This is a genomic window from Cognatiyoonia sediminum (genome assembly GCF_900129845.1).
In the GTDB taxonomy this organism is placed as follows: Bacteria; Pseudomonadota; Alphaproteobacteria; order Rhodobacterales; family Rhodobacteraceae; genus Cognatiyoonia; species Cognatiyoonia sediminum.
On sequence record NZ_FQXB01000003.1, the window covers coordinates 297,878 to 324,820 of the forward strand.

Consider the following 26,943-nt stretch of genomic DNA (forward strand, 5'->3'; position numbering starts at 1 on the left):
AACGACCTTGGTTAGCCATCAAGGCCAAATGTGAAAGGGAACCACATGGGACTATTGACGCGAAGCAAAGAAACCGCGCCGTGCACGGTGACGATTTCCCACCGGTTTGAGGAACTTTCGGCGCATGTGCGTTTTGACAATGGCACAACGGTGAACCCTGGTGACAGTGTTTTGGTCGAGGGGCCAGAAATCTTGGCGCCTTTCGGTGAAATCGTGGAAGAGCAGCGCACGGCCGTGATCACCCGTGCCAGTAAGCTGGAACAACTTTGGACCCGAGCCACTGGCGATTTGGAGTTCATGGAGCTCTGCGAATTTTCCTTTAGCGAAGAGGTGATGTCATGAACGTGCATAACACTCACTCGGCTGATGCGAGCACTGTTGAAGAAGCGCTGGCTGCTGGCAACTACGACCCTGTTGTCGACAGTAAGACTGCGACAGATGTGGCCATGCAGAACACACTTTTGACGCCGCGGTTCTACACCACTGATTTTGATGAGATGGATGCGATTGATGTCTCCCCTGTTCGGGCTGAATGGGATCAGCTAATCGGACAGATGAAAGCAGATCCTAACAAGGGCCATTTCAAGAAGAACGAAGACTGGGACAATATCGATTGGGATGGTATGGACCCGCAGCTTAAGGCGGAATTTATCGACTTCCTGATCAGTTCTTGTACTGCGGAATTCTCTGGCTGTGTGCTCTACAAAGAAATGAAGCGGCGCGGGTCCAATGACGATATTACGACGCTGTTCCAGCTGATGGCTCGGGATGAAGCACGGCACGCCGGGTTTATCAATGACGCGCTCCGCGAGGCAGGGATTGCGGTGAACCTTGGCTTTCTGACGCAATCGAAGAAATACACCTACTTCCGGCCGAAGTTCATCTACTACGCGACCTACCTGTCCGAGAAGATCGGATATGCCCGCTACATCACCATTTACCGTCATCTTGAGGCGCATCCGGACAAGCGGTTCCACCCGATTTTCAAGTGGTTCAAAGAGTGGTGCAATGATGAGTTTTCGCATGGCGAGGCTTTTGCCCTGCTGATGAAAACAGACCCTAAATTAACGGAATCCTTCGCAAATAAGCTCTGGATCAAATTCTTCCTGACGGCTGTGTATTCAACAATGTGGGTGCGCGACCACCAACGGCCCGCATTCCATGAAGCACTTGGTGTTGATCCTGCTTGGTACGGCCAAGAAGTGTTCCGCAAGACTTCGGAGATCAGCAAGCAAGTGTTCCCGATGACACTAGACATTGATCATCCGCGTTGGATTCCCGCGTTGGATCGTATGCAAGACGCTAACATACAGATCGCGGCGGGTAAGAAACAAGGCGGCGTCGGCGGTTGGTTCAAGCGTATGGGCGGATCTGCCAAGGCTGGTTTCGCGTTCTTGTCCCTAATGACAATCCCAGCACATTCGAATGCCGTTCCCACCAACCCAAGATTGGAGCCAGCGTACTGATGTCTTCGCCCTGGATCGCGGCCGCAATAGCGGTGTTTGCCTGGTGGGTTTCCACCGGGGCGATCCTTTATGCGGTGCATCGGGCGGATGATCAGGGTGCGAAGGCGCGGCGCGGCATTGTCCTTCTGACGGCGCCAGTCGCCTTGATTGGTTTCCTGATGGTTCGTGGATCGCTTGAGCCGATGACCGTGGGGAATGTCTATCTGTCGTTCTTTGGCGCGCTTATGGTCTGGGGCTGGATCGAGCTTTCGTTTCTCACTGGCTATGTGACCGGACCGAACCGCAAACCGTTGTCGCCAAACGGTTCGCGGTTTCTCCAGGCGTTTAAGGCTGTGGCCTTCCACGAAATCATGCTGTTGGCGGGTCTCCTCACCATGATTGCTATCTCGGCGCAGGCTGAAAATCGAATTGGAATGGCCTGTTTCCTGATCCTTTTCATTGCGCGGATCATGGCGAAGCTAAATTTGTTCTTTGGTGTGCCGCGGATCAACACGGAGTTTATCCCCTCCGGATTGATTCACCTGACGACGTATTTCCGACAGGGGCCAATCACCTTCGCCTTTCCCGTTGCGATTACAATTTTGACGGCCGTTTTGGCGGTTTGCGCCGAACGGCTGATGAACGCGCAGTCTGACGTGACGGTCGTTGGTTTTGGCCTGCTCACTGCGCTGACCGCGCTCGCACTCCTTGAACATTGGCTGATGGTGGTTCCGCTGCCAGATGCGAAACTTTGGCGATGGCTGTTGCCGTCGTCCCCCGCAATACCTGAAGAAGAAAGCAAGACCCATGGATTTTGACGCTCTGTTTGATGCCCAGCTGGACCAGCTCAAGGCGGATGGTAACTATCGCTACTTTGCTGAGCTTGAGCGCAAGTGCGGCAAGTTCCCAAAGGCGGCAAACCATCGGGAAGAAGGCGTGCGGGATGTCACCGTTTGGTGCTCCAACGACTACTTGGGGATGGGTCAGCATCCAGCGGTGATTGCGGCGATGTGTGAAGCTGTGGAGCGGACAGGGACAGGCGCGGGCGGGACGCGCAACATTTCCGGCACCAACCACGATCACTTGCTGTTAGAGCGGGAGCTAGCAGATCTTCATGGCAAGGAATCTGCGTTGCTGTTTACCAGTGGTTACGTGTCTAATTGGACGGCTTTGAGCACTTTAGGCTCTCGGTTGGACAATTGCGTAATCCTCTCTGACGCGGGAAACCACGCTTCGATGATCGAAGGAATTCGGCATTCCAAGGCGCAAAAAGTGATCTGGAAGCATAACGATGTTGTCGATCTAGAAGAAAAGTTGGCGGCTCTTCCTGCCGACGTGCCAAAGATCGTGGCCTTTGAAAGCGTCTACTCCATGGATGGTGACATCGCTCCAATCCGCGAGATTGTTGAGGTCGCCGAAAAATATGGGGCAATGACCTATTTGGATGAAGTTCATGCGGTAGGGCTCTATGGCCCGCGCGGCGGTGGCGTGAGCGAGCGTGACGGATTGGCGGATCGCATCACTCTGATCGAAGGGACGCTTGGCAAGGCCTATGGGGTCGTCGGCGGCTATATCACTGGCTCTGCCTCCTTGTGTGACTTTATTCGGAGTTTCGCGAGCGGGTTTATTTTTACGACTGCGCTACCCCCAGCCGTGGCAGCGGCAGCGCGTACGTCGATTGCGCATCTCAAGGCATCTAGCGCGGAACGGACACGTCAGCGCAGGCAAGTCGCCCGGCTTCGGGCTCGTCTGGATCAGGCTGGTATCCCGCACATGGAGAACGAGAGCCACATTGTTCCTGTCATGATTGGCGATCCAGTGAAAACACGGATGCTTGCGGATTATCTGATGCGCGAATGGGATATTTACGTGCAGCCCATCAACTACCCAACAGTGCCTAAGGGAACAGAGCGGTTGCGGTTCACACCATCGCCCCTGCACACGGATGAGGACATTGATCACCTGGTGACGGCGTTGGAGGTCCTTTGGGCTCAATGCGCGGTTTCTCACGCGGTCGCATAGATTTGTAGCCAATAGACTGGACGACGCTTTGCAAAGGACTAGATTAGCTTCGACTGGGGCTTTCGGTCACGAATTAAGGAACCAAAGGAAGATGATGATGAGCACGAAAAAACTGGCAGCAGTGTTTGCCCTGGCTGCTTCTCCGGCTTTCGCAGATGGTCATGCATCCACCCAAGGTGATGCGGCTGCGGGCGAAGAACAGTTCAACCGCCAATGCGTTGCATGCCACGTGGTTGCAAATGCCGACGGCGAAGTGCTGGCTGGCCGCAATGCAAAAGTTGGCCCTAACCTCTACGGCATTGCCGGTCGCGTAATCGGCAGCGTTGAAGATTTCCGCTATGGTAAAGACATCGTGGAAGTTGGCGAAAATGGTGGCGTTTGGACGGAAGAGGCTTTTGTTGGCTACGTTCAGGACCCAACTGGTTGGCTGCGTGAAACGCTCGACAACCGTCGCGCCCGCGGCAAGATGGCATATCAGGTGCGTGACGAAGGTCAGTCCTATGACCTCTTCGCTTATCTTGCGTCTGTAGAATAAGATCAGATTGATCAGGAAACGCCGTCGCTAACCAGCGGCGGCGTTTTTTGTTTGTAGCTTCTCAAAAATCCAATTGGCCACGGTTTCTGCATCTTCCTCATGCGCGAGGTGGCCAAGCCCATCCATTTTCGTAAGCGAGCTGTTAGGCAAACGCGCGTCGGCCCGCTCGCTAACCGAAAAAGGGACGGCATTGTCAATGGTACAAGCAAGCAAATGCGTGTCCGTGGTGATTGTGCCCAAGCGCTTGAGTAACCCGTCTAACGACCACTGGGCCATCATCGACAGAGTGCCATCGACGTGTTCGGGGTTGGTGGCGAGGCGGTAGTAGAGGTCTTCGCCACGCTCGTCGATTTTGGAGCCCGTTCCGATGAGCAATTGCCTGACGCTCGATCGGGTTGTGGTCGTCGCAAAGACATTGGCTGCAAATGGGGTGAGGGCGAGTGCTTTTGCCAAAAACGGGAAAAGCCAACCTGCCACGCCTTCGAAATTGCCCAGCGCGGCATTGATCCCCAAAACCGATTTAGCCGAGCACTCCATTTCGACCATGCGTAATGCAATCGCTGTTCCAGCCGAATGACCAATGATCGCATCTGGCTCGAAGTCGATGTCATGCAGGAGCGACAGTAAATCCTCTGCCATCGGATCAAGACCGTGCCGCGACTGTGCGCCGGATCGCGTGAACCCCTGACCAGGAAGATCAACGGCCAAAAGCTCGAAAAAAGGCTCTAACAATGGGTAAAGGTTGCGCCAGCTTTGTGTGGCACCGCCCGCGCCATGGATAAGCAATAGGCGCGGACCGTTTCCCGCACGTTGGATGTGCCACCTATGTGGGCGACATAGAATGTGCTGCGAATACTCTCGCATTGGCCAGTCAGTTGCATCGTCCGGCCACTTCACCGGTTAATCCGCGATTGCTGAGGAGACGGCTTTGGAAATGCCGGATGCGTTGGCGCGGGGAAGCGAAATGTAGCAGGCATCCATGATGGAAGAAAGCGTGCGGAGCTGCGGTTCGGGGCGGTTTCCAGTGTCTATGACGATGGAATCGAAACCCAATCCGCGAATTTGCTTCGCCATATCCTTTGCGTCTTGCGCCGCTGCTTGGCGATCTGGGCTGCCATCGCGCGCGATGTTTGCGCGACCGTCCGTTAGGATGCAGATCACAGGCGTCATGCCTTTTCGTTGGCCAGAGATGGCCTGCATCAAGCCCTGCTCGATACCCGAGGCCAATGGCGTTCCGCCCCCGCCGGGTAGCGAGGCCAGCCGTCGTTTGGTTTGAACCAAAGATCGCGTTGGTGGGAGGAGCAGTTCGGCTGCCTCTCCCCGAAAGGCGACCAATGCCACATGATCCCGCCGTGCATAGGCGTCGGCCAAAAGGTATTCCACTGCGCCCTTGGCCTCGGCCAAACGGCCGACGGCGGAGGAGCCGGACGCATCCACCACGAAGATGATCAGGCGGTCTGATTTTTCTTCGAATTGTTTGACGTGTAGGTCCGACGAACGAATCTGGATCGCCGTCCGCCTTGCTGCATTGGCGCGCAGGCCCTGCATTGGTGCGGCGGACCTGAGAGTGGCGATGACGTCGAGGCGCGTCTGAGAATCAGGATTTCCTTTGCGCGACGGTTTGGGCCTCCCGCGACGATTGCTTTTGCGCACACGACCCGCACCTCGGCCTTTGCCAGTGCGCGAGGTTCCGTTGAGGAACAACAGCACGTCATTCGGGAGCAGCATTTTCACCGCTTCGATCATCATATCCTCAGGTACGATCTCGTTTTGCGGGTTTTGCTTTGGCTCTGCTGGCGCTTCGGGTTCTTCTGGCTCAGGTTCGAACTCTGGCAGGCGCGTCGTGCGATGTGCAAAGACTAACATCGCAGCGGTATTCGCGTCGTCCTGAGTTATCTCGCTTCGACCGTCCAAACGTGCAAGTGCACGTGCTGTTTTCAAAGCGAATGATGGCGCTCGGAGCGAGGTGATCCCTAGGGTGGCACTTGTCTGCGCGAAGAGTTCAATGGCTTGATCGGTTGAAATGGTATCCGACGGGACGACTTCAGCAGGCATAGATCGCGCGTCACTAAGAGAGAGGTCTTTGAGGTCAATATGGAAGGCGAGTTGTTCTGTGAAGACCGGCGGTAGCAGGTCTTCGTCCTCGGTGCTTTCATCCAAAACATAAAGAATAGAGTCTGTTTCTGAAACCAAACGCACGGCACGTTCGTTCGGCGTTCGTTCGGCCATTGTGAGTAACAGGGGATCGTCATTGACCGCTATGCCCGACGTCATGACCACCGCACCCTTTGACAGTGTAGATGTGACATCCATTCCGCCAAACAATGCTGTGTCGTCCATCTGACCATGAATGCGACGCGTTGATTTTGGGAGGTGCCTCAGCAAACGGTCGCGCACTGGGCTGGATCGCGATGCAATTACGATGCCGCCAAGCGTCGGGTCGATCTCTAGCAGCTTCAGACAGAGAAGTGCGCGGTCCCAGGGTCTAATTAAGGACATCTTCCAACACTCGATCAACGCGGGCCGTGCTGCCGGCGTCATCCAACGGATCGCGGCGGAGACGGTGACGCAGCGCCATTGGAGCAACGGTTTTGACGTGGTCTCGGGTGATCTCTTTCGCGCAGAGCCAAGCCGCATAGGCGCGGGCGGCTTTCAGAAGGGTCAATTCGCCACGAAGGCCATCTGATCCAAGGGCGAGGCAGAGTTCGGCAACATCGCGCAACACATCATCCGTGACCGCGAGAAGCGCGAGCTGCTTGCGTGCCGTGACGATTTGGTCACGGATAGTGGCATCTTCGGCCGTCCAGAGCTTCATAAAAGCGTTGTAGTCGTTTTCGTAGGCGTCGCGACGACGGATGACTTCGATCCGCGTGTCGATGTCTTTGGGGGAGCCCACGTCTAATGACAGGCCGAAGCGGTCAAGGAGCTGGGGCCGTAGTTCACCCTCTTCGGGGTTGCCTGACCCAACAAGAACAAACCGCGCAGGATGTCGGATGGAAAGCCCTTCGCGCTCGACAAGGTTTTCGCCGCTTTGGGCGACGTCGAGTAGCAGATCGACGATATGATCTTCGAGGAGGTTCACCTCATCAATATAGAGGAACCCGCGATTGGCGCTTGCCAAGAGGCCCGGTTCAAAAGCCTTTTCGCCTTTTGTTAGAGCCTTTTCTATGTCCAATGCGCCCGTAACTCGATCCTCTGACACGCCGAGCGGAAGATCAACGACAGGTGTTTGCTTCTCAGCAGTGTCGAAGCTGTCGAGCTTGACCCAATCCGGCATCGATTCCTTGTCGGGACTGTTTACGGGGCATCCGACAACGGCCGTGATCGGAGGAAGTAAAGCGGCTAAGGCCCGAACCGCTGTGGATTTACCCGTACCGCGGTCGCCGAAGACGAGAACGCCACCAATACTTTGATCGATTGCGGTTAAGATGATGGCCAGTTTCATTTCCTCTTGGCCGACGATGGCCGAGAAGGGGAAGGGCTGTGTCATGCGGCCTCCAAGTGTTTCAGAGGGGATTCGCCACCCCAAGAGCCTAGATCAGAATGAATGACGAACCGAGCGTAGAGTTCTTCGCTGAACCAGCCTTCGTCTCTAACGGCGCGAATGGCTTCTGCATGGGGGCCGGTGCGGGCAAAATCATTCATGGATTGCACCGACGGCCAGATCGAAAAGGTGACTTGGTGCAGCATTGGGATTTCGCCGATGCCGATTTTGAAGGCGACGTTGCTGTCCTTGCCAATCACATCAGAGATCGACGGCACGCGGCCCCAGAACCGCGATAGAATGCGCGGTTTGATCGACGCACGTGTCAACGCGGCCAAGGGGCCTTGGATTGTCAGGTCTTCCGGCACAAAGGGTTCGACCCCTGACCACTGCCCCCGCGACGATGTGGCATGCAGAAAGACGGTCCAATCCTCTTCGGCGCGGTTGCGGTAGCGTTGGAAGATTGGCGCGCTTCGAATTCTATTCACAGCCGTTTGTGGATCGGGCCATGTGGCAACGATTGCGATGACCGAAGGGTTCGATGTCGGCGTAAAGCCTTCCCCAACGCCAGAGCCACAGAGTTTCCAAAAGCCGATGTCGGGGGTCTTTGAGAGGGGTCTTCGTGCGGCACCCATCATCGACATCGCCCAAAGGCGCTTTAACGCGCCTTCGAAGCGGAAAAATGACAGGCTCACGGTTTGAGACACCAAAGACTCCCTTCTTAGTGTAAATCTAGTCTGACATATTATTGATTAATAGGGAAGTATTCCGTTTCTGATCGGGAAAATGTTGTAAATTGAAGTTTACATATTTACCATGGAACCATGGAATCTACGCATCAGATCGAAACTGCTGACAATCGCGCTGTCGTTGTCGGGGCCGGATTGGGCGGGTTGTCTGCTGCGATGCGGCTGGGCGCGAAGGGATATTCTGTCACCGTCGTCGATCGTTTGGATAAGGTTGGCGGACGCGGGTCGTCGATCTCTAAAGACGGTCATCGCTTTGATCTTGGACCAACAATCGTCACGGTTCCACGGGTGTTTGAGAAGCTTTGGGCCGAATGTGGAAGAGATTTTCGCCGCGATGTCGATTTGCGCCCGTTGGAGCCATTCTATGAAATCAGATGGCCCGATGGCAGCGTCTTTACCGCGCAGAGCGATCAAGATGCGATGTTGGAGGAGGTCAAGCGCCTCTCCCCACGTGACGTAAACGGCTACAAGCGGTTTCTGAAAGATAGCAAACGGCGGTATGTCGTTGGTTTTGAGGGCATGGTTGCGAAGCCGATGCACAAGCTTTGGGACACGATCAAGGTGTTGCCGGAGTTTGCCGTCCTGCGCGCAGATCGATCGATTCTCGGACTCGCCAAGGCTCGGGTGAAGGATCATCGGTTGCGCATGGCTCTGTCGTTCCATCCGCTCTTTATCGGCGGTGATCCGATGACTGTGACGTCGATGTATGCGCTGGTCAGCCATTTAGAGGCGACTTTCGGCGTGCACTACGCGATGGGCGGGGTTCAGGCGATTGCTGATGCCATGGCCAATGTTGTGCGGTCGCAAGGCGGGCAGATTTTGCTTGGTCAGGATGTAGAAGGGATCAACGTCACACACGGCCATGCGACCGGAGTGAATCTGAAAGAAGGGCGGACATTGGCGGCGCCTTTGGTGGTCAGCAATGCCGACGCTGGCCATACCTACAAACACCTTCTTCGCCAACCTCGTAAGACATGGACAGATGCCAAGTTAAGCCGCAGCCGTTGGTCGATGGGTCTGTTTGTTTGGTACTTTGGCACCAAAGGAACACGGCACAAATGGCAGGATGTCGGGCACCATACGATCCTGTCAGGGCCGAGATACGAGGGTCTATTAAAGGATATCTTCATCAAAGGCCGGTTGGCAGATGACATGTCGCTGTATGTTCACAGGCCCTCTGTAACCGATCCAACTGTTGCGCCTGAAGGCGACGATACCTTCTATGCCCTTTCGCCTGTGCCGCACTTGGGGTTCAAAAACCCAGTAAATTGGGCGGCAGTGCGTGAAAGCTACAAGGATAAGGTCGCCGCCGTCCTAGAAGATTTCATTCCAGGTTTCCGCGATCATATCTCGACCGAAGTTGTGTTCACACCGGAAGAGTTCCGCGACCGGTATCTGTCGCCCAATGGTTCCGGTTTTTCGATTGAACCGCGCATCCTGCAATCCGCTTGGTTCCGACCTCATAACATCAGTGAAGAGGCCAAGGGGCTATATCTGGTCGGTGCAGGCACGCACCCAGGTGCGGGACTGCCCGGCGTTGTCTCGTCGGCAGAGGTTTTGGGTAAGCTTGTGCCAGATGCGCCGGTTGTCGCTGATATGAAGGTAGCAGCAGAATGATCAGGCCCGATGATCTGGAACATTGCCGCGCTGCGATCCGAACGGGGTCGCTGTCCTTTTATGCCGCTTCGAAACTGCTGCCTGCTTCGGTCCGCGATCCATCGCTCGCGCTTTATGCCTTTTGCCGTTTGGCGGATGATGAGGTGGACGAGGGGGATCAGAAAGCCTCCGCCGTTTTGCGCCTTCGGGATCGGTTGGATTTGGCTTATGAAGGACGGCCGCAAAACGCGCCGGAAGATCGCGCCTTTGCAGCGATAATTGACGAATTCGACATGCCAAGGGAATTGCCTGAGGCGTTGCTCGAAGGTCTTGCATGGGACGCGATGGGGCGGCGTTACGCGACTCTCTCTGATGTCAGAGTGTATTCGGCGCGCGTGGCCAGTGCCGTTGGCGCGATGATGTGTGTTTTGATGCGTGTGCGTGATCCTGATACTTTGGCGCGCGCCTGTGATCTGGGCGTTGCGATGCAACTGACCAATATCGCCCGAGACGTGGGCGAAGATGCACGCGCTGGGCGGATTTATCTGCCGACGGATTGGTTTGAGAATGCCGGTATCGACGTTGAGGGGTTTCTGGGCGATCCAAAAATCTCCACCGACATCGCTCAGATGGTCAAGCGCTTGCTTGAACATGCGCGGCAGCTTTATGTCCGGTCACAGGCGGGGATCAACGCCTTGCCATTGAACGCCCGCACCGGCATTTGGGCTGCACGGTTGGTCTACGATGGGATCGGAACCGAAGTGCGCCGCCATCATTACAATTCCATTGATCAACGTGCGCATACCTCCAAGACACAAAAACTGGGATGGTTGGCGCAAGCTGCGGGTCACTCTGTCCTGTCGCTGGTAACGCCTAAATCCCCGGTGCTTTATGCCGCACCGTTGCCAGAGGTGGCCTTTTTGGTGGACGCAGCGGGTGATCGACGCCCGCCTCAGAAACGATCTCAAGCGGTTCTAGACGTTCTTGCAGAGCTCACGTTGCAGGACGCGGCATTGGACATTCAGCGTCGCTGATCTATCTGTCTGCTTTTGACCAGCAGGGCAGATTTTCATGGATATTTGGCTGTTTTTCATATTTCTTCTTGCAACTTTTGGCGCGGGCGCAACCGGTGCCATGTTTCCGACCGGTGAATGGTACAAAGCGCTCAATAAACCAAGTTGGGTGCCGCCCAATTGGGTGTTTCCTGTTGTATGGACGACGATCTATTTCTTGATCGCCTTTGCAGCTGCCCGTGTCGCGACGATGGAAGGGAGCGCCTATGCGATGGCGTTTTGGGCGTTGCAAATCGCGTTCAACACACTCTGGACGCCGGTGTTCTTTGGTGCTCGAGACTTGAGGGGCTCGTTACCTATCATGGCGATGCTTTGGCTCTCCGTTCTGGGGTGTTTGGTTACCCATTGGCAGGTCGATCTTTATGCAGGTCTTGCCTTCGTACCTTATCTTACGTGGGTCACGGTGGCGGCTGCATTGAACCTGTCGATGGTGCGCTTGAACCCTGATCAGCCGAAGTTGGAACTCGATAAGATCTGATCTTGCACCTTGCCCGAAACTCATGTCAGTTTTGGGGATGGAACAGCACTTCAAAACATGGGCAGAGTGTGCCCCGCGTTTGGTTGCGGTGGCAGCAGGGCATGAGCCGGCGGATTTGGTGATCTCTGGCGGGAAACTGGTGAGCGTTCAGACGCGCGAGGTTCTGGATGGCTGGCAAGTGGCCGTATCCGATGGGCGCTTTGCCTATGTCGGGCCAGATGCGAGCCATTGCATCGGACCCCAGACAGAGGTGATCGACGCTTGCGGGCGCTATCTGGTGCCGGGTCTCTGCGATGGTCACATGCACATTGAGAGCGGGATGCTGACACCGGCGGAGTTTGCGGCTGCCGTGATCCCGCATGGCACCACAACGATGTTCACCGATCCGCATGAGATCGCAAACGTGCTTGGCTTGGCCGGTGTGCGGATGATGCATGATGAGGCACTGATGCAGCCTATCAACATTTATACGCAGATGCCGAGCTGTGCGCCCTCTGCGCCGGGATTGGAGACGACAGGCTTTGAGATCAGCGCTGAAGATGTGGCTGAAGCGATGGCATGGCCCGGGATCATCGGATTGGGCGAAATGATGAACTTTCCCGGAGTGATCAACGGCGATCCGCAAATGCTGGCAGAGATGGCAGCGACGATGAACGCTGGAAAGACCGTTGGGGGCCATTACGCGTCGCCTGACAAGGGTGTTGCGTTTAGTGCCTATGTCGCTGGCGGTGCCGCGGATGATCACGAAGGCACGGCGGAGGCAGACGCGCTTGCCCGCGTGCGCAACGGGATGCGGTCGATGATGCGGCTGGGGTCGGCGTGGTATGATGTGGAAAGCCAGATCACCGCAGTGACGGAGAAGGGCCTCGACCCGCGCAATTTCATTCTGTGCACAGATGATTGTATGGCGGGCACCTTGGTTAATGACGGGCATATGAATCGCGTTGTGCGTCATGCGATTGATTGCGGGTGTGCTCCTTTGGTGGCCTTGCAGATGGCGACGATCAACACGGCGACCCACTTCGGGCTGGAGCGGGAGTTGGGTAGCATCGCGCCGGGTCGGAGGGCGGATGTGATCTTGACGTCCGACCTGACGACACTGCCGATTGAGCAGGTCATCGCGCGGGGCCAGACGGTTGCGAAAGATGGTGTGCTGACGGTGGACTGCCCGCATTACACTTGGCCAGAAAACTCTCGGGGCTCCATTCACCTTGGTAAAAAACTCTCCGGCGTTGACTTTGAAATTCAAGCACCAGCAGGGGCGAACAGCGCCAAGGTTAAGGTTATCGGAGTAGTGGAAAACCAAGCTCCAACCAAAGCGTTGACCGCTGACCTTCCGGTGACGGACGGTGTAATCGAAGGTCAGGAAGGCGTGTGCCAGATCGCTTTGGTTGAGCGTCATAGGGCAACAGGCGATGTCGTTAATGGTTTTGTTAGCGGGTTCGGGTACGAAGGCCGAATGGCGATGGCCTCAACCGTCGCGCATGACAGCCACCATATGATCGTGGTCGGTACGGATCGAGAGACAATGGCGACAGCGGCGAACCGCCTAGGCGAAGTCGGTGGCGGCGTGACTGTCTGGAAAGACGGCGAAGAGTTGGCGCTGATCGAGCTGCCAATCGCGGGCTTGATGTCCGACCAACCGGCGGCAGAAGTCGCGGCAAAGGCGGACCAGATGGTCTCCGCGATGGAGGCTTGCGGATGTACGTTGAACAACGCCTATATGCAGCATTCGCTTTTGGCCCTTGTGGTGATTCCGGAACTTCGGATCTCCGACCTAGGGTTGGTAGATGTGACGAAATTTGAACTAACCGATTTGATCGAGACACCGGAATGAATACGCAAAAGAGCTTGGAAGCTTTATCCCCCGACGTTCCTGAGCCAGAGGTTTTCACCGATGCCGCGAAGGCCGTAGAGCGATTGAAGGAGATATATCGCATCTCCGCAAAATTTCTGTGTGATAACTTTGAGGACGCGTTGAAGACCGGCAAAGCAGAAGCGCGTTACCGGGCATTCTATCCAGAGATCAGGTTTACCTCGACCAGTCACACAAAAAGCGACACGCGCTTGTCCTTCGGCCATGTGGCGGAGCCTGGTGAATACAGCACGACGGTGACGCGGCCTGACCTCTTTGCGCATTACCTTGAGCAGCAAATGACGTTGCTGATGGAAAATCACGATATGCCAGTGACAATAGGTGCATCGGAAATTCCAATGCCAGTTCATTTCGCAGTGGCAAATGATGCGTCCGTGACTGTGCCGCAAGATGGCGCGATGGAGTTCTCCTTACGTGACTGCTTCGACGTCCCTGATCTGGAGACGACACACGACAATATCGTAAACGGGTCTGGCTATTCCTATCCTGATGGCTCGTCGCCGCTGTCGATGTTTACGGCTCAGCGCGTGGACTATTCACTCGCACGCTTGTCACACTACACTGCGACGTCGGCAGAGCATTTTCAGAACCATATCCTCTTCACCAACTACCAATTCTACGTCGAGGAATTTGAGCAATACGCCCGCAAGATGTTGGCGGATAAAAGCAGCGGCTACACGTCTTTCGTCAGCACCGGCAATGTTGAGATTACCGACGGCGATGCGCCTTTGGATGTGCCACCGAAATTGCCTCAGATGCCGACCTATCATTTGAAGCGAGAGGGCGGCGCGGGGATCACTTTGGTCAACATTGGCGTTGGACCTTCAAATGCCAAAACCGCAACGGACCATATCGCGGTGTTGCGCCCGCACGCGTGGCTGATGGTGGGGCATTGTGCTGGTCTACGGAACTCGCAACAGCTGGGCGACTTTGTTCTGGCCCACGCTTATCTGCGCGAAGATCATGTGCTTGACGATGACCTGCCGGTATGGGTCCCTATCCCAGCCTTGGCGGAGATTCAAATCGCTCTCGAAACCGCCGTTGCGGATGTGACTGAGCTGAAGGGGTATGACCTAAAGCGCATCATGCGGACGGGAACGGTTGCGACTATTGACAACAGGAACTGGGAACTGAGGGATCATTCGGGTCCGGTGCAGCGTTTATCGCAATCTCGTGCGATTGGTTTAGACATGGAAAGCGCGACAATCGCCGCCAATGGTTTCCGGTTTCGCGTGCCTTATGGAACGCTTTTGTGCGTGAGTGATAAGCCGTTGCATGGCGAATTGAAGCTGCCTGGCATGGCGTCTGATTTCTACAAAACGCAAGTTTCGCGGCATTTGATGATCGGATTGAGGGCGATGGAACATCTGCGAGAAATGCCTTTGGAACGTATCCATAGCCGGAAATTACGCAGTTTTGAGGAAACTGCCTTCCTCTAAATGGCAAAAATCGGCACAAAATGCGCTATAACCCCTTATTTTGTTATACTAATGATTGTGATGGACCCCCATATACCGTTAAATGGCCGCATATGAGGCCCAAGACATCGGGCAAATAAGGGGAGACCAGAAAATGGCGAAACCAATGACTAAAGCGCAGTTGGTAGCTGCACTCGCCGAAGAATCCGGCATGGACAAAAAAGGTGCGGCAACTGCACTTGATTCAATCGTGAGCATCATCACACGCGAAGTATCTGGCGGCGGCGCTGTCACACTTCCTGGCGTTGGCAAAATCTATTGCCGTGAGCGTCCAGAGCGTATGGTCCGTAACCCAGCCACGGGTGAGCAGATCAAGAAAGACGCTGACAAAGTAGTTAAAATGACCATCGCGAAAGCGCTGAAAGACAGCGTGAACGACTAAGCGTCTGGGGGGTCTTGCGCCCCGCATAACTTTACGAAAGGGTCGCCCTATCAGGCGGCCCTTTTGCATTTGAGGTTTGGGTGGATATTCGGGCGATCTTCATGGGGCTGGCCTTTGCGTTGATGTGGTCATCAGCGTTTACTTCGGCACGGATCATTGTCGCTTATGCACCGCCTATGGCGTCGCTGTCGTTGCGGTTCCTGATCTCTGGTTTGATTGGCGTGGGCCTTGCATATGCGTTGGGTCAAACGGCGCGGTTGGACCGAAACCAATGGATTGCGGTGATCGTCTTTGGGGTGTGTCAGAACGCGCTTTATCTCGGCCTCAATTTCGTCGCGATGCAGACGGTTGAGGCGTCGCTCGCATCGATCATTGCATCATCGCTACCGCTGTTGGTCGGTCTGATCGGATGGCTTGTGTTCGGAGACCGGTTGCGCCCACTTGGGATTGTCGGGTTGATCGTTGGTTTCGCAGGTGTGGGCCTGATTATGGGCGCGCGTTTTCAAGGGGGCGGCAATGGCTTTGGTATCGTGCTTTGCGTTATAGGTGCGCTTTCACTGGCGATTGCGACACTCGCAGTACGGGGGGCCTCATCGGGTGGGAACATCCTGATGATTGTCGGATTACAGATGCTGGTCGGTAGCGTGGTCTTGGTGGTGCCATCGCTGATGTTTGAAACGTTCGAAGTCACGTGGAGCTGGCAGCTGATCGCGGCTTTTATCTATACGACGTTGGTTCCGGGGCTGATTGCCACAGTCACTTGGTTCTATTTGGTTGGCCGGGTCGGAGCGGTGAAAGCGTCCACATTCCATTTCCTCAACCCGTTTTTTGGCGTCGCAATCGCTGCGGTTCTGTTAGGGGAACAACTGAGCATGAGTGATTTCGTCGGCGTCGCGATCATCATGGCAGCAATTTTAGCAGTAAACCTATCGAAAGACCCCACGGTGAAGTGAACGGCCACGGGACCATTTTTGCGTGACGCGTCGACACCCAAGTCGCTACACCCGCTGCGATGGATTTGATTTTAGGATACTTGGCCGGCCTGCTGACGCTGATTAACCCCTGCGTCCTGCCGGTTCTGCCGATCGTTTTGGCAACCGCGCTGCAAGCGGGGCGCACGGGGCCGCTTGTTTTGGTAGCTGGGATGAGCCTGTCGTTCGTCGTTGTCGGAATGACGGTCGCGGTGTTTGGACGGGCCATTGGAATTGACGACCAGACTATAGCTCAGGCAGGTGCCGTTTTGATGATTGTCTTTGGTGTCGTCCTTCTTGTTCCACGATTTGCAGAAAGTTTCGCCACCGCCATGGCGGGTATGTCCGCACGCGCGGATGCGGGATTGGATGAGATTGATCGCACAGGTTTGAAGGGTCAGTTCTTTGGCGGCGTGCTCCTCGGTGCGGTTTGGGTACCTTGTGTCGGGCCAACTTTGGGCGGCGCGATTGCTTTGGCGTCTTCCGGTGAAGATCTCCTGTGGGCGGCAATGACGATGCTGAGTTTCGCGCTCGGCATCTCCACAATCATCGTGTTGCTGGCTTACGGCGCCCAGAACGCGATCCAGTCTCGCAAAGATTGGATGCGGAGCATGTCGAGCAAGGCGCGACCCGCGATGGGCATCATCTTTATCCTTGTCGGTATTGGCCTGCTTTTCAATTTACACAAACACGCTGAGATCTGGCTCTTGGATCGTTTGCCGTACTGGCTCCAAGACCTATCTGTTCGCTTCTAATAGGAGACACTCATGGACCGTCGTACCTTTATTGCAACTGCTTCCGCTATAGCCCTGTTGCCTGCCACCGCCAATGCGATTGGCCTCGAATACACACCGGGTCTCGTCAAAGAACGGCTTGCAGCTGGCGAAACGGTGTTCATCGATTTTGCGGCGCATTGGTGCACGACGTGCCGTGCGCAAGAGCGGGTGATTGGTCAGCTGTTGGGTGACAATCCCGCCTATGAGGAAAACATCACTTTTGTACGCGTCGATTGGGATCAATACGGTCGCGGCGAATTGGCGACTGAGTTGAACATCCCGCGCCGGTCCACCTTGGTTGTTCTGAAAGGTGACGAGGAACTGGGCCGCTTGGTTGCCCGAACATCGCGAGGCGACATTCAGGGTTTGTTAGACACGGCCTTGAACGCCTAACCGATTTGGCCGCGTTCCCCGCCGGTTTGACCACGATCCAGAAGCAGGTGATCTAGGATCACACAGGCAATCATCGCCTCACCGACGGGCACCGCTCGAATGCCCACGCAGGGGTCATGGCGGCCTTTGGTGACGACTTCGGTCGCATTGCCGTCCATGCGGATGGATTTGCGCGGGCTCAGGATCGAGGAAGTGGGTTTCACAGCAAAGCGGACCACGATGTCCTGACCTGTGGAAATGCCGCCCAAGATGCCACCAGAATGGTTTGAGGAATATTCCGGCCCATTGGGCCCCATGAAAATCTCGTCTGCATTGTCGCGACCAGTGAGCGCTGCTGCAGCCATGCCTTCGCCAATCTCGACCCCTTTCACCGCGTTGATCGACATCATCGCGGCGGCAAGGTCCGTGTCGAGTTTGCCGTAGATAGGTGCGCCGATCCCAGCTGGGACGCCGCGGGCCACAACCTCGATGATCGCGCCAACGGAATTGTGGTCATCCTTGCGAAGCCACGCGAGGTAGTCATTCCATTCGGCCGCCGCATCTGCATCAGGGCAGAAGAAATCGTTTTGATCAATCTGGTCCCAATCGACCTTGGAGCGATCAATTTGTTTGGCGCCCATCTGGGTCATGTACCCTTTGATCTGAACACCCGGCGCCACTTTCTTGATGGCTTCGCGTGCGACACCACCCGCCGCCACGCGTGACGCCGTTTCGCGGGCAGACGATCGACCGCCGCCGCGGTAGTCACGGACCCCGTATTTCTGGTGATATGTGATGTCTGCGTGACCCGGGCGGAATGTATTGGCGATGTCGCCATAGTCTTTCGAACGCTGATCTGTGTTCTCGATCATCAACTGGATCGGCGTGCCAGTTGTTTGTCCCTCAAACACGCCTGACAGAATTTTGACCGTGTCTGGTTCGCTCCGTTGGGTGGTATTCTTATTCAGGCCTGGGCGACGTTTATCCATCCATTGCTGGATCATTCCCGCTTCCAAAGGCACGCCCGGAGGGCAGCCGTCAACCGTCGCGCCCAAGGCGGGCCCGTGGCTTTCACCCCAAGTGGTGAAGCGGAAAAGATGGCCAAAGCTGTTGATCGACATATGTGCGCTCCTGAGTTCAGGATCAGATACAATCCGCCCCAGAGATTGCCAAGCTATTCTCGCAATCGCGCACGCCCCTTCTGGGCTTGTGTGGTGATGAAGGTGACACTTCGGTCGACGGCAAGGACGAAAAGGGCAGTCAGCCAAATCGGGATTGAATAGGTCGTTGCCAGTCCGAAGATAAAATAGATGAGCCAAATCAGGCCGAGCTCAAGGCACAAAATAATCAGCGTTCCCCCAAGGGCGCCTCCTTTCTCCTAAATGTATGGATAAAGAGATCTTATCACAAAAAACCCAAAAAATCTACTGTATGGAGATAGAAATGCCTGCTTGGCAGTGAGTTTTTTGGCCAAGATGAAAGAGCTTTTGCTTCGGCAAAAAGAAAGGCCCGCATCTTTGCGGGCCTAACCAATTCTAATTCACGATCGCTTTAGTCTTTACGCTTATGTGGCGCCCAGATCTTCTTGTTTGTTAGGTACAGAAGTACGGAAAGAAGCGTGAGAAAAAGGACGCCAGTCAGACCAGCCTGCTTACGTGCAACAAGCTTTGGTTCAGCTGTCCACATCAAGAAGGCTGCGACGTCTTCGGCCATGTGATGAAGGTCGTTAGCGTGACCATCATCAAATTCGACCCAACCGTCGTCCAATGGCTGGCTCATCGCGATCCAGCTGCCAGGGTACTTGTGGCTTCCATCTTCGTATTTGCACTCGTCTGGATAGCCACCATTCGGGAAGGCAGAGTTATAGAAGCCGTCCATAGGGACTTCCATGTTTGCCGCGCATTCAGGCTCTTCTTCATAGCTGACCAGCAAGGACGCAATGTACTCTGGTCCGCCCATACCTTTGACCAACTGGTTGATCCCGAGGCCGTAAGGGCCGTGGAAACCAGCGCGGGCCTTTGCCATCAGGCTAAGGTCAGGTGCGTTGGACAAGGAAGATGCTGGGAATTTGTCAGCCGGTGTTGCCACACGGAAGTCGCCTTCGCCATCAAACAGAGCTGGATCCCAGACCTCATAGAATTCGGCGTAGGCGCGCATTTGATCTTCTGGGAAGCTTGGGCCGCCCGGATCGCTCAAGTTGCGGAAGGCCACTTGCTCAAGGCCATGACAGGCAGCACAGACTTCAGTGTAGACCTTAAGGCCACGCTGAAGCTGCATTTGGTCAAAGCTACCGAATGGACCTTCGAAGGAGAAATCGAAGTCTTCGATATGCGCTTCTGCGCCTGCCGCATAGGCAGCGGGTGCTGCCAATGTCAGGGCTGCTGCGAGGGTGAGTTTACGGAACATCAGTCTTAGTCCTTTCTCACTCAGCCGGTGTCGCGGCAGCGTCGCCGCTGGCCTTGGCCGGGTAGTGTGAATCGAAGTCTTCTTCGATTGTTGCTGGTGGCGTGTCTGGCTTCTCGATCACACCGAGGAGCGGCAGGATCACGAGAAAGTAGGCAAACCAGTAGGTCGATGCGATCAGAGCGATCCAATCATAAGGGAATTCAGCCGGACGTGCGCCAACCCACATCAGAACGATGAAGTCGACAACCAGCAGCCAGAACCACCATTTGAACATTGGACGGTAGCGACCGGAACGAACGGAGGATGTATCGAGCCATGGCGCCAGAGCCATAACAGCGATCGCGCCGAACATCGCCAGAACGCCGAAGAACTTCGCGTCGATGATGCCAAAGCTGATCCAGTTCGCAAACATCACCACCCAAACGTCAGCGGTGAAGGCCCGCAGGATCGCGTAGAATGGTAGGAAGTACCATTCAGGGACGATGTGTGCAGGTGTCGCCAGTGGGTTTGCTGGGATGTAGTTGTCTGGGTGGCCCAGGTAGTTCGGCATAAAGCCAACAACCGCCATGAACAGCACCAAGATGATCGCCAGTGCGAACAGGTCTTTTATCACGAAGTAAGGCCAGAATGGCAGCGTGTCTTTGGCTGCGTCTTCCTTGCTTGTGCGGCGGACTTCAACACCCGTTGGGTTGTTGTTGCCGGTTGTGTGGAACGCCCAAATGTGGACGATCACAAGACCTGCGATCAGGAATGGCAGCAGGTAGTGCAAGCTGAAGAAGCGGTTCAGCGCTGGCTGACCAACGGAGGATGCACCGAGCAGCCATGTTTGGATGCTGTCACCGATGAACGGGATTGCACCGAAGAGGCCAGTGATAACAGCTGTCCCGTGGAAGGACATCTGACCCCATGGCAGGACGTAACCCATGAAGGCTGTACCCATCATCAGCAAATAGATCAGCATACCGATGATCCATGTGACCTCGCGTGGAGCCTTATATGATCCGTAGTAGAGACCACGGAAGATGTGCAGGTAAACCGCGAAGAAGAACAGCGACGCGCCGTTCATGTGGAAGTAGCGGATCATATGGCCGCCGTTCACATCGCGCATGATGTGTTCAATAGAGTTGAACGCCATGTCCACGTGTGGCGTGTAGTGCATCACAAGAACAACGCCGGTGATGATCTGCAGTGCCAATGTAAATGTCAGAACGATACCCCAGATCCACATCCAGTTCAGGTTCTTTGGCGTGGGGATCATTATGGTGTCGTACAGAAGTCCGATCACGGGGAGGCGTTTCTGCATCCCTTTCTCGAAATCAGACTTTGGTTCGTAATGGTCGTGGGGAATACCAGCCATAGGTCTTTTCTCCTTAACCGAGTTCGATTGTTGTGCCGTCAACGAATGTCGCTGGCGGGATGTCTAGGTTGCGTGGCGCTGGGCCTTTGCGGATACGGCCAGACAGATCGTAGTGCGAACCGTGGCATGGGCAGAACCAGCCGCCGAAATCACCTGCACCGTCGCCCAAAGGCACACAGCCGAGGTGTGTACATACGCCCATCTGAACGATCCAAGCACCTGCACCTTCACCTTCTGGGGACGGGATCGTGCGGTTTTCATCGGTCGCCAGAGAAGCAGCATTGATGTTTTCGTTACGCGCATCCGGGTCAGGCATTGTCTCCACGATGTCATCTTCTGACTGGGCCGATTGAATTTCTTCGCCAGTCCGGTGACGGATGAAAACAGGTTTACCCTGCCACAGCACTGTCAGCTGCGTTCCAGGTGCTACATCGGTCACATCAACACGGATGGACGCGAGCGCTTGAACGTCTGCGGATGGGTTCATTTGGTTGACCAAAGGCCATACGGCCGCGCCTGTTACGACAGCGCCTGTTCCGGCGGTGGCGTAATAGAGAAAGTCGCGACGTGTGCCTTGGTAATCTTCTGCTTGTGACACGAGATGCATCTCCGGCTAGTTTCGGGCGATATTTGCCCATACATTGCTGGGGCCTCGGTCGCCCGAAGCCCAATTGGGCGCTGTTTAGCTACCAAATGCCGTGTCGTCCAGCGGACAATCGGGCGCAGGTCACAATTCTAAAGGAGCGCTTGGCGTGGGAGATAGATCAATACAAGGAAAGTGCCACTGCGGCGCAGTTTCTTTTGAATACTTCGGTCAAACAGACCGGCTTGTCTCTTGTAATTGCAGCATTTGTCGCCGCTTAAGGGCGCTGTGGGCGCACGATTCTCCATCAAAAGTTGAAATGAAGGTGAAAGAAGGCGCTTTGTTACAGTATAGCTGGGGGGATGAGGAATTGGCATTCAATACATGCCGAATCTGTGGCTGCACCGTCAGTTGGACGCCTTTAGCACCTGATTCTATTGACCGAATGGCGGTAAATATGGCGATGGCCCAACCGCAGGACATTGCTGATATCCCTGTGCGACACTTTGATGGGGCTGACTCTTGGGAATTTCTTGATTAGCCTACGTAAAAGTTAACGGTTCTGCGTTTAATTTGATTTTGCTCCCGCAGCATAAACGCCTATATGGACGATGAGATGAACCGTTTTACGATCATATCCCTTGCCGCTGCGCTGAGCCTGCCATCTGCCGTTTTGGCAGAGGTTGAGTTGAGCTTTTACACAGGCGCCCAGAACGCTCCCCATTCGGATGTGTTCTTTGACGGTGATTCTGAGATTGCGGACGGAAAGATATTTATCGGGTGGGAAGGCCGCTCTTTTGAGGCACCACCTTATTACGGCCTTCGCGCAACGATCTGGAATTCACCGACCTTTGGGTATGGCGTCGAATTCACGCACAACAAGATCTATCCGCAAGAGGGCGAGCTTCCGCCGGAATTCCAGCGGCTGGAGTTTACAGATGGTCTGAACACCTTGACGGTGAACGCCTATCGCCGTTGGCAAAATGGATATGGTGACTTCACCCCCTACATTGGCGGTGGTGTCGGCCTCTCGATCCCGCATGTGGAGGTGATCACTGATACCTCTCGCACCGAAGGATACCAAATCACTGGGCCAGCTGCGACGTGGATCGCGGGCGCAAGCTATCCAATCACCGATGAATGGTCCGTCTTTGGTGAATACAAAGGGACGTATTCGATCAATACCGGTGAATTGGATACCGGTGGTACTGTCGAAACCAATGTGATCACCAATGCGTTGAACGTCGGGGTCAGCTTTAGCTTCTGATCCGTGTCGCAATATGCCATCATTCGGTACGAGTGATTTGAGGCATTGTTGATGAAACGATCCCTGATTTTAGCAATTGCAGCTGTGCCAAGTTTCGCGGCAGCGGAAATTGAATTCAGCTTTTACACCGGTAACCAAACCGCACCCGCTTCGGACATATCTGTGCGCGGCGATGATCTTGCGCCGGACGATGACTTTCGCATCCGTTGGGAAGGGTTGCCGTTTGAGTGGCCGATCTATGCGGGCGCGCGGATCACGAAGTGGCAGACAGAGACGTTCGGGTGGGGCTTGGACTACGCCCACAACAAAACCTATCCGATTGAAGGTGAACTGCCCGCTGGATACAGCGCGTTGGAGTTCACCGACGGCTTAAACACTTGGACGATCAACGCTTATCGGCGCTGGCCCGATATGTTCGGCAATGCGACGCCCTATATCGGCGTGGGTCTGGGCCTGTCTGTTCCAGGGGTCGAGGTCACCTATTTGGGCAACACGACGTTCGAATATCAGGTCACTGGGTTGGCCGCGACTTGGCTGGCTGGTGTTAGCTATCCGATTAACGACATTTGGGCCGTCTTTGGTGAGTATAAGGGCACTTACACGTCGAACACCGTCGATCTTGATACGGGCGGGACTTTGTCGACCGACATCTTCACTGACGCGTTCAACATTGGTGTCAGCTACACCTACTGATTAGCTTGGTGTCGTGTCGATCATGCTTTGACGATCGCTAAATCCTTCGTGCCAATCGGCCAGTGCTTTGCGTCCTTCGCGCCAGTTGCGCATATCGTGGCGAAAGTCGATGTAGGATAGGGCGCATGCGACTGAGATTTGGCCCATGTTGAGCGGCCCTTCAAGGTGGCTCATCCAACGCGATCCAATCGCATCTAGGGTACGCTCAACTTTGCCCCATTGTGCGTTGATCCAGTCTTCGGATTGTTGTTCTTCAGGGCGCAATCGCCTTTCATAGGTCATGCTAACAGTTGAATCCATCATACCATCGCCTGTCGCTTCGAGGGTCAAGATTTCCCAAAGGCGCGAGGATGGATAAAGACCGCTGCTCGCGTAGTCATCAAGATACCGGCTAATCACACGGCTATCATAAAGCGCTGGACCCTCATCGCGGATCAGCGCTGGGATGCGGCCTAACGGGTTCGCTGCAACTGCTTCTGACGCCGACGCAAGCGGAGTCGTGGCAATATTCACTTCCTCAACAACATCGGTCAGCTTTGCCTCGCGCACCAAGACGCGGATTTTGCGGACAAAGGGTGAGGCGGGCGACATAATCAATTGCATTGTGGCGATCCCTAGATTTGGTTTGGGAAAAGGGTGGGCTCCTGATCGGGCACCCAAGGTTTGTATTTGCTCATGATACCGGCGAAGGCAGCGCTGTCCAGAAAGGCATCGAGCCAGCGGATCAGATTTGGCCAGTCTTGGGCGTCAAACCATGCCCGGTCTGTATTCGCGAATTGACGGACGAAAGGTAGGATCGCCATATCCGCCAAGGTTGCCCGATCTCCAAACAGGAAGGTTTGGCCTTCTAGCCGAGTCTCGAGCTTGCGCAGGAAGACCGAGGCTTTCTCTCTTTCTTCGGCTTCATCGCGGTCAGGATAGCGCACTGCGTATTTGGTGTGATCAAGCGCGGCCTTAAAGGGACCGTCACATTCTTCGATCCACGCCTCCCAGCCTTGCGGCATATCAAGCCAGCCTTTTGGGTCAGACTTGCCCAAAGCCCAGCGCATGACATCAAAGCTTTCATCTAGGATCAAATCGCCGTCTTTCACGGCTGGAACCGTGGCGGAGGCGGAGGTTTGCAAGAATGCCTCTGGCTTTTCCTTCAGAAGGATCTCCCGCAACTCAACCTGCACGCCAGAGCTTTGCACTGCCAGCCTCGCCCGCATGGCGTAGGGGCAGCGGCGAAAGCTCCAGAAAATGGGATGCGTTTCGGTCATGCGACCAACTGGGTGTCTGCGACATCTTTGATTGTCGCGCGCACGATACTGCTTTCGATTTGATCACTATCGAAAATCACTTCGGCAAATTGCTGGGTTCGACCCATGCGCGGGTTCTCCATCAAGACATCATGCGCTTTGCCGATTTGCGCGCTCAGGTGTTTGCCCACCTGAATACCGCCTGCCTCGCGCAACTGTGCGGCGCGGTCCTTAATCAAAGAGCCTTTCACCTGTGGCATCTTCGCGGCCGGTGTGCCGGGGCGCGGGGAATAGGGAAAGACATGCAGCCAGGTAAGATCACATTCACTGACAAGGCGCAGCGAGTTTTCGAACATCGCTTCGGTCTCCGTCGGGAAACCTGCAATGATGTCCGCGCCGAAGGTCATCGCAGGGCGGACCTTCTTGGCCTCTTCACAAAACTGAATTGCATCATCGCGTAGGTGCCGCCGCTTCATCCGTTTCAGGATCATGTCGTCGCCGTGTTGTAGCGACAGATGAAGGTGCGGCATCAAGCGATCTTCGGTCGCGATGGCGAGCATGAGGTTGTCGTCGACCTCAATCGAGTCAATCGAGCTGATCCGTAGGCGCGGCAGATCGGGCACCAGTTTCAGAATACGTATGACCAAATCGCCCAGCTTTGGCACGCTGGGCAGATCGGCGCCCCAGCTTGTCAGATCAACGCCGGTCAAGACGACCTCATTATATCCGCGATCCACCAACCGTTTGATCTGATCCACGACAACGCCTGCCGGAACCGACCTCGAGTTGCCGCGACCGAAAGGGATAATGCAAAAGGTGCACCGATGATCGCAGCCGTTTTGCACCTGAACATAGGCGCGGCTGCGTGTGCCAAAACCATCGATCAAATGCCCGGCAGTTTCGTTGACAGACATGATGTCGTCCACTTGGACCGCCTCGGTTTGGCCAATGAGGTCAGGGGCCAATCCTTGCCACGTTGCAGGATTCATCTTTTCAGTGTTCCCAACAACAACGTCCACTTCGGTCATTGAAGCAAAGGCGTCAGGGTCTGTTTGGGCCGCGCATCCGGTGACGATGATCTTGGCGTCGGGGTTGGCGCGGCGCTGACGCCGCACATCTTGCTTCGCTTTCCGAACCGCTTCCGCCGTCACGGCGCAGGTGTTGATCACGACAGCACTATCGACACCCGCCTGCGAGGCGAGTTCTTTCATCGCCTCGGTCTCATACGCGTTGAGACGACAGCCGTGGTTTGAAAAGATCGGCGCCTTGGTCATCAGATGTGCCACACGCCATCAAACACATGTGCAGTGGGGCCGGTCATCCACACGCCGTCGACTTTCCAAGAAATTTCCAAAGTACCGCCATCGAGATCAATCCGCACATCGTGACCGGTCAACCCGCGACGGGCAGCAGCCACAGCCGTCGCGCAGGACGATGAACCGGAGGCCAAGGTCACACCGACGCCCCGTTCCCATACCCGCATACGGATATGGTCCGGCCCAATGATCTGAGCGAATTGCACGTTGGTACGTTCCGGATAAAGCGGGTGATGTTCCATCTCTGCGCCACGCGCTTCCAGATCAACGGTTGCCACATCATCTACAAAGAAGGTGCAATGCGGATTGCCCATACCTGTCGCCGTAGGTGCGCCATCAATTGGGAGTTCCAGCGTATCGATGTTTTCGGCCAATGGCACTTCATCCCAGTTCAATTGAGGATGGCCCATATTGACGGACGTGATCCCTTGACCAAGGTCCTTCGCAGCTAAAACCCCGCGCTCCGTGACGATCGAAAGCTCTGCCTTGCCGGTTTCTTCAAACAGGTGTCGCGCGATACAGCGCGTTGCGTTGCCGCAAGCCGCAGCGGTGGAGCCATCACTGTTCCAGAACGTCAATTCCACATCCGCGGTATCCGATGCGCTAAGAACCGCGAGTTGGTCGAATCCCACGCCGCGATGCCGATCGCCGATGGCACGCGCTAGATTCGCGTCGATGCGCGGCGTCAGACCCCGTTCGTCGACGACGACGAAGTCATTTCCAAGCCCATGCATCTTCATAAAGGGCACTATATTCTGCGGATTCTGGGTCATCTTGGCGCATATAAGCAAAGCAGCTAAACTTATCCAGCATCTTCCCCATTTGTGGGGTTGACCCGATGCGCGG

The 26,943-nt window shown here is 55.3% G+C and carries 29 protein-coding genes; 17 read left to right on the plus strand and 12 right to left on the minus strand.

Features of this window, described 5'->3' with window-relative positions:
* Positions 1-45 precede the first annotated feature (45 nt).
* The 5 genes from BUA85_RS11885 to BUA85_RS11905 all read left to right on the plus strand — a co-directional run bounded on the left by BUA85_RS11885 (position 46) and on the right by BUA85_RS11905 (position 4,002).
* Complete coding sequence (locus BUA85_RS11885; protein ID WP_072901362.1) at positions 46-342, plus strand: hypothetical protein; 297 nt, start codon at positions 46-48, stop codon at positions 340-342.
* Positions 339-1,466 (plus strand): magnesium-protoporphyrin IX monomethyl ester (oxidative) cyclase, encoded by a 1,128-nt coding sequence (acsF, locus tag BUA85_RS11890; protein ID WP_072901364.1) that lies wholly within the window; start codon positions 339-341, stop codon positions 1,464-1,466. Before BUA85_RS11885 ends, acsF begins: the two co-directional genes overlap by 4 nt.
* Positions 1,466-2,263 carry a putative photosynthetic complex assembly protein PuhE gene (gene puhE, locus BUA85_RS11895; RefSeq protein ID WP_072901366.1) on the plus strand — a complete coding sequence of 266 codons (798 nt, stop codon included), beginning with the start codon at positions 1,466-1,468 and terminating at the stop codon, positions 2,261-2,263. Before acsF ends, puhE begins: the two co-directional genes overlap by 1 nt.
* On the plus strand, positions 2,253-3,467 hold the full coding sequence (gene hemA / locus BUA85_RS11900) for a 5-aminolevulinate synthase (RefSeq protein WP_072901367.1): 1,215 nt from the start codon (positions 2,253-2,255) through the stop codon (positions 3,465-3,467). Before puhE ends, hemA begins: the two co-directional genes overlap by 11 nt.
* A 97-nt stretch (positions 3,468-3,564) precedes the next feature.
* Positions 3,565-4,002, plus strand: coding sequence for a cytochrome C (locus tag BUA85_RS11905; RefSeq protein ID WP_072901509.1), 438 nt, complete (start codon positions 3,565-3,567; stop codon positions 4,000-4,002).
* A 27-nt stretch (positions 4,003-4,029) separates the two neighbouring features.
* Here the strand turns inward: BUA85_RS11905 and bchO are convergent, their stop codons facing one another.
* The 4 genes from bchO to crtA are packed head-to-tail and all read right to left on the minus strand — an operon-like array spanning position 4,030 to position 8,193.
* Positions 4,030-4,899 carry an alpha/beta fold hydrolase BchO gene (gene bchO / locus BUA85_RS11910; RefSeq protein ID WP_242649059.1) on the minus strand — a complete coding sequence of 290 codons (870 nt, stop codon included), beginning with the start codon at positions 4,897-4,899 and terminating at the stop codon, positions 4,030-4,032.
* 3 nt (positions 4,900-4,902) lie between these two features.
* Positions 4,903-6,501 carry a VWA domain-containing protein gene (locus BUA85_RS11915; RefSeq protein WP_207548148.1) on the minus strand — a complete coding sequence of 533 codons (1,599 nt, stop codon included), beginning with the start codon at positions 6,499-6,501 and terminating at the stop codon, positions 4,903-4,905.
* The gene (bchI, locus tag BUA85_RS11920) at positions 6,488-7,492 is read right to left on the minus strand and encodes a magnesium chelatase ATPase subunit I (RefSeq protein WP_072901370.1); all 1,005 of its coding nucleotides are present in this window, start codon (positions 7,490-7,492) and stop codon (positions 6,488-6,490) included. The genes BUA85_RS11915 and bchI overlap by 14 nt, the downstream gene beginning before the upstream one ends.
* Entirely contained in the window at positions 7,489-8,193 is a 705-nt protein-coding gene (crtA, locus tag BUA85_RS11925; RefSeq protein ID WP_072901515.1) for a spheroidene monooxygenase, read from the minus strand. Before crtA ends, bchI begins: the two co-directional genes overlap by 4 nt.
* 117 nt (positions 8,194-8,310) lie before the next feature.
* Between crtA and BUA85_RS11930 the strand changes: the two genes are divergently transcribed.
* From BUA85_RS11930 to BUA85_RS11970, 9 genes are all read left to right on the plus strand, one after another.
* Entirely contained in the window at positions 8,311-9,852 is a 1,542-nt protein-coding gene (locus BUA85_RS11930; RefSeq protein ID WP_072901372.1) for a phytoene desaturase, read from the plus strand.
* The gene (gene crtB, locus BUA85_RS11935) at positions 9,849-10,865 is read left to right on the plus strand and encodes a 15-cis-phytoene synthase (RefSeq protein WP_072901374.1); all 1,017 of its coding nucleotides are present in this window, start codon (positions 9,849-9,851) and stop codon (positions 10,863-10,865) included. The genes BUA85_RS11930 and crtB overlap by 4 nt, the downstream gene beginning before the upstream one ends.
* 37 nt (positions 10,866-10,902) lie before the next feature.
* Positions 10,903-11,382: a tryptophan-rich sensory protein TspO gene (tspO, locus tag BUA85_RS11940; RefSeq protein ID WP_072901376.1), complete on the plus strand. Its 480-nt coding sequence runs from the start codon at positions 10,903-10,905 to the stop codon at positions 11,380-11,382.
* A 37-nt stretch (positions 11,383-11,419) separates the two neighbouring features.
* Positions 11,420-13,219 carry an adenine deaminase gene (gene ade / locus BUA85_RS11945; protein ID WP_072901378.1) on the plus strand — a complete coding sequence of 600 codons (1,800 nt, stop codon included), beginning with the start codon at positions 11,420-11,422 and terminating at the stop codon, positions 13,217-13,219.
* Entirely contained in the window at positions 13,216-14,697 is a 1,482-nt protein-coding gene (locus tag BUA85_RS11950) for an AMP nucleosidase (RefSeq protein WP_072901380.1), read from the plus strand. Before ade ends, BUA85_RS11950 begins: the two co-directional genes overlap by 4 nt.
* A gap of 133 nt (positions 14,698-14,830) precedes the next feature.
* The gene (locus BUA85_RS11955; protein ID WP_072901517.1) at positions 14,831-15,118 is read left to right on the plus strand and encodes an HU family DNA-binding protein; all 288 of its coding nucleotides are present in this window, start codon (positions 14,831-14,833) and stop codon (positions 15,116-15,118) included.
* Between the two features lie 80 nt (positions 15,119-15,198).
* Positions 15,199-16,071, plus strand: a complete 873-nt coding sequence (locus tag BUA85_RS11960) for a DMT family transporter (protein ID WP_072901382.1) — start codon at positions 15,199-15,201, stop codon at positions 16,069-16,071.
* 59 nt (positions 16,072-16,130) lie between these two features.
* Positions 16,131-16,844 carry a cytochrome c biogenesis CcdA family protein gene (locus tag BUA85_RS11965; RefSeq protein ID WP_072901384.1) on the plus strand — a complete coding sequence of 238 codons (714 nt, stop codon included), beginning with the start codon at positions 16,131-16,133 and terminating at the stop codon, positions 16,842-16,844.
* A 12-nt stretch (positions 16,845-16,856) separates the two neighbouring features.
* On the plus strand, positions 16,857-17,258 hold the full coding sequence (locus BUA85_RS11970) for a thioredoxin family protein (RefSeq protein WP_072901386.1): 402 nt from the start codon (positions 16,857-16,859) through the stop codon (positions 17,256-17,258).
* Here BUA85_RS11970 and aroC read toward each other — a convergent pair.
* The 4 genes from aroC to petA form a co-directional block, all read right to left on the minus strand.
* Positions 17,255-18,358: a chorismate synthase gene (gene aroC, locus BUA85_RS11975; RefSeq protein ID WP_072901388.1), complete on the minus strand. Its 1,104-nt coding sequence runs from the start codon at positions 18,356-18,358 to the stop codon at positions 17,255-17,257. The two genes, BUA85_RS11970 and aroC, sit on opposite strands and share 4 nt — an antisense overlap.
* A 430-nt stretch (positions 18,359-18,788) precedes the next feature.
* Positions 18,789-19,643 (minus strand): cytochrome c1, encoded by an 855-nt coding sequence (locus BUA85_RS11980; protein ID WP_072901390.1) that lies wholly within the window; start codon positions 19,641-19,643, stop codon positions 18,789-18,791.
* A 16-nt stretch (positions 19,644-19,659) separates the two neighbouring features.
* Positions 19,660-21,000: a cytochrome b gene (locus BUA85_RS11985; protein ID WP_072901392.1), complete on the minus strand. Its 1,341-nt coding sequence runs from the start codon at positions 20,998-21,000 to the stop codon at positions 19,660-19,662.
* 13 nt (positions 21,001-21,013) lie between these two features.
* A complete protein-coding gene (petA, locus tag BUA85_RS11990) occupies positions 21,014-21,598 on the minus strand; it encodes a ubiquinol-cytochrome c reductase iron-sulfur subunit (protein ID WP_072901519.1) in 585 nt (194 codons plus the stop codon).
* A gap of 154 nt (positions 21,599-21,752) precedes the next feature.
* On the opposite strand from petA, the gene BUA85_RS16945 reads away from it, so the two are divergent.
* From BUA85_RS16945 to BUA85_RS12005, 3 genes are all read left to right on the plus strand, one after another.
* Positions 21,753-22,124 carry a GFA family protein gene (locus BUA85_RS16945; RefSeq protein ID WP_083526278.1) on the plus strand — a complete coding sequence of 124 codons (372 nt, stop codon included), beginning with the start codon at positions 21,753-21,755 and terminating at the stop codon, positions 22,122-22,124.
* Positions 22,125-22,199: 75 nt separating this feature from the next.
* Entirely contained in the window at positions 22,200-22,850 is a 651-nt protein-coding gene (locus tag BUA85_RS12000) for an outer membrane protein (protein ID WP_072901522.1), read from the plus strand.
* A 51-nt stretch (positions 22,851-22,901) separates the two neighbouring features.
* Complete coding sequence (locus BUA85_RS12005; protein ID WP_072901394.1) at positions 22,902-23,543, plus strand: outer membrane beta-barrel protein; 642 nt, start codon at positions 22,902-22,904, stop codon at positions 23,541-23,543.
* Here the strand turns inward: BUA85_RS12005 and BUA85_RS12010 are convergent, their stop codons facing one another.
* The 4 genes from BUA85_RS12010 to dapF are packed head-to-tail and all read right to left on the minus strand — an operon-like array spanning position 23,544 to position 26,870.
* A complete protein-coding gene (locus BUA85_RS12010) occupies positions 23,544-24,146 on the minus strand; it encodes a glutathione S-transferase (protein WP_072901395.1) in 603 nt (200 codons plus the stop codon).
* Positions 24,147-24,157: 11 nt separating this feature from the next.
* Positions 24,158-24,802 (minus strand): glutathione S-transferase, encoded by a 645-nt coding sequence (locus tag BUA85_RS12015; RefSeq protein WP_072901397.1) that lies wholly within the window; start codon positions 24,800-24,802, stop codon positions 24,158-24,160.
* Positions 24,799-26,055 carry a tRNA (N(6)-L-threonylcarbamoyladenosine(37)-C(2))-methylthiotransferase MtaB gene (gene mtaB, locus BUA85_RS12020; protein WP_072901399.1) on the minus strand — a complete coding sequence of 419 codons (1,257 nt, stop codon included), beginning with the start codon at positions 26,053-26,055 and terminating at the stop codon, positions 24,799-24,801. Before mtaB ends, BUA85_RS12015 begins: the two co-directional genes overlap by 4 nt.
* A complete protein-coding gene (gene dapF, locus BUA85_RS12025; RefSeq protein ID WP_072901401.1) occupies positions 26,055-26,870 on the minus strand; it encodes a diaminopimelate epimerase in 816 nt (271 codons plus the stop codon). The genes mtaB and dapF overlap by 1 nt, the downstream gene beginning before the upstream one ends.
* Positions 26,871-26,943 lie beyond the last annotated feature (73 nt).

Bases quoted from the DNA above. Each gene is read 5' to 3' on its own strand.
- BUA85_RS11965 (WP_072901384.1), top strand. From the start codon at position 16,131: ATGGATTTGATTTTAGGATACTTGGCCGGCCTGCTGACGCTGATTAAC.
- aroC (WP_072901388.1), bottom strand. From the start codon at position 18,358: ATGTCGATCAACAGCTTTGGCCATCTTTTCCGCTTCACCACTTGGGGT.
- BUA85_RS12005 (WP_072901394.1), top strand. From the start codon at position 22,902: ATGAAACGATCCCTGATTTTAGCAATTGCAGCTGTGCCAAGTTTCGCG.
- BUA85_RS11905 (WP_072901509.1), top strand. From the start codon at position 3,565: ATGAGCACGAAAAAACTGGCAGCAGTGTTTGCCCTGGCTGCTTCTCCG.
- crtB (WP_072901374.1), top strand. From the start codon at position 9,849: ATGATCAGGCCCGATGATCTGGAACATTGCCGCGCTGCGATCCGAACG.
- BUA85_RS12000 (WP_072901522.1), top strand. From the start codon at position 22,200: ATGAACCGTTTTACGATCATATCCCTTGCCGCTGCGCTGAGCCTGCCA.
- mtaB (WP_072901399.1), bottom strand. From the start codon at position 26,055: ATGACCAAGGCGCCGATCTTTTCAAACCACGGCTGTCGTCTCAACGCG.
- BUA85_RS11985 (WP_072901392.1), bottom strand. From the start codon at position 21,000: ATGGCTGGTATTCCCCACGACCATTACGAACCAAAGTCTGATTTCGAG.
- BUA85_RS11915 (WP_207548148.1), bottom strand. From the start codon at position 6,501: ATGTCCTTAATTAGACCCTGGGACCGCGCACTTCTCTGTCTGAAGCTG.
- BUA85_RS11980 (WP_072901390.1), bottom strand. From the start codon at position 19,643: ATGTTCCGTAAACTCACCCTCGCAGCAGCCCTGACATTGGCAGCACCC.
- BUA85_RS11885 (WP_072901362.1), top strand. From the start codon at position 46: ATGGGACTATTGACGCGAAGCAAAGAAACCGCGCCGTGCACGGTGACG.
- dapF (WP_072901401.1), bottom strand. From the start codon at position 26,870: ATGACCCAGAATCCGCAGAATATAGTGCCCTTTATGAAGATGCATGGG.
- bchI (WP_072901370.1), bottom strand. From the start codon at position 7,492: ATGACACAGCCCTTCCCCTTCTCGGCCATCGTCGGCCAAGAGGAAATG.
- BUA85_RS11950 (WP_072901380.1), top strand. From the start codon at position 13,216: ATGAATACGCAAAAGAGCTTGGAAGCTTTATCCCCCGACGTTCCTGAG.
- tspO (WP_072901376.1), top strand. From the start codon at position 10,903: ATGGATATTTGGCTGTTTTTCATATTTCTTCTTGCAACTTTTGGCGCG.
- BUA85_RS12015 (WP_072901397.1), bottom strand. From the start codon at position 24,802: ATGACCGAAACGCATCCCATTTTCTGGAGCTTTCGCCGCTGCCCCTAC.
- BUA85_RS11955 (WP_072901517.1), top strand. From the start codon at position 14,831: ATGGCGAAACCAATGACTAAAGCGCAGTTGGTAGCTGCACTCGCCGAA.
- BUA85_RS11970 (WP_072901386.1), top strand. From the start codon at position 16,857: ATGGACCGTCGTACCTTTATTGCAACTGCTTCCGCTATAGCCCTGTTG.
- acsF (WP_072901364.1), top strand. From the start codon at position 339: ATGAACGTGCATAACACTCACTCGGCTGATGCGAGCACTGTTGAAGAA.
- hemA (WP_072901367.1), top strand. From the start codon at position 2,253: ATGGATTTTGACGCTCTGTTTGATGCCCAGCTGGACCAGCTCAAGGCG.
- ade (WP_072901378.1), top strand. From the start codon at position 11,420: ATGGAACAGCACTTCAAAACATGGGCAGAGTGTGCCCCGCGTTTGGTT.
- puhE (WP_072901366.1), top strand. From the start codon at position 1,466: ATGTCTTCGCCCTGGATCGCGGCCGCAATAGCGGTGTTTGCCTGGTGG.
- BUA85_RS11930 (WP_072901372.1), top strand. From the start codon at position 8,311: ATGGAATCTACGCATCAGATCGAAACTGCTGACAATCGCGCTGTCGTT.
- BUA85_RS12010 (WP_072901395.1), bottom strand. From the start codon at position 24,146: ATGCAATTGATTATGTCGCCCGCCTCACCCTTTGTCCGCAAAATCCGC.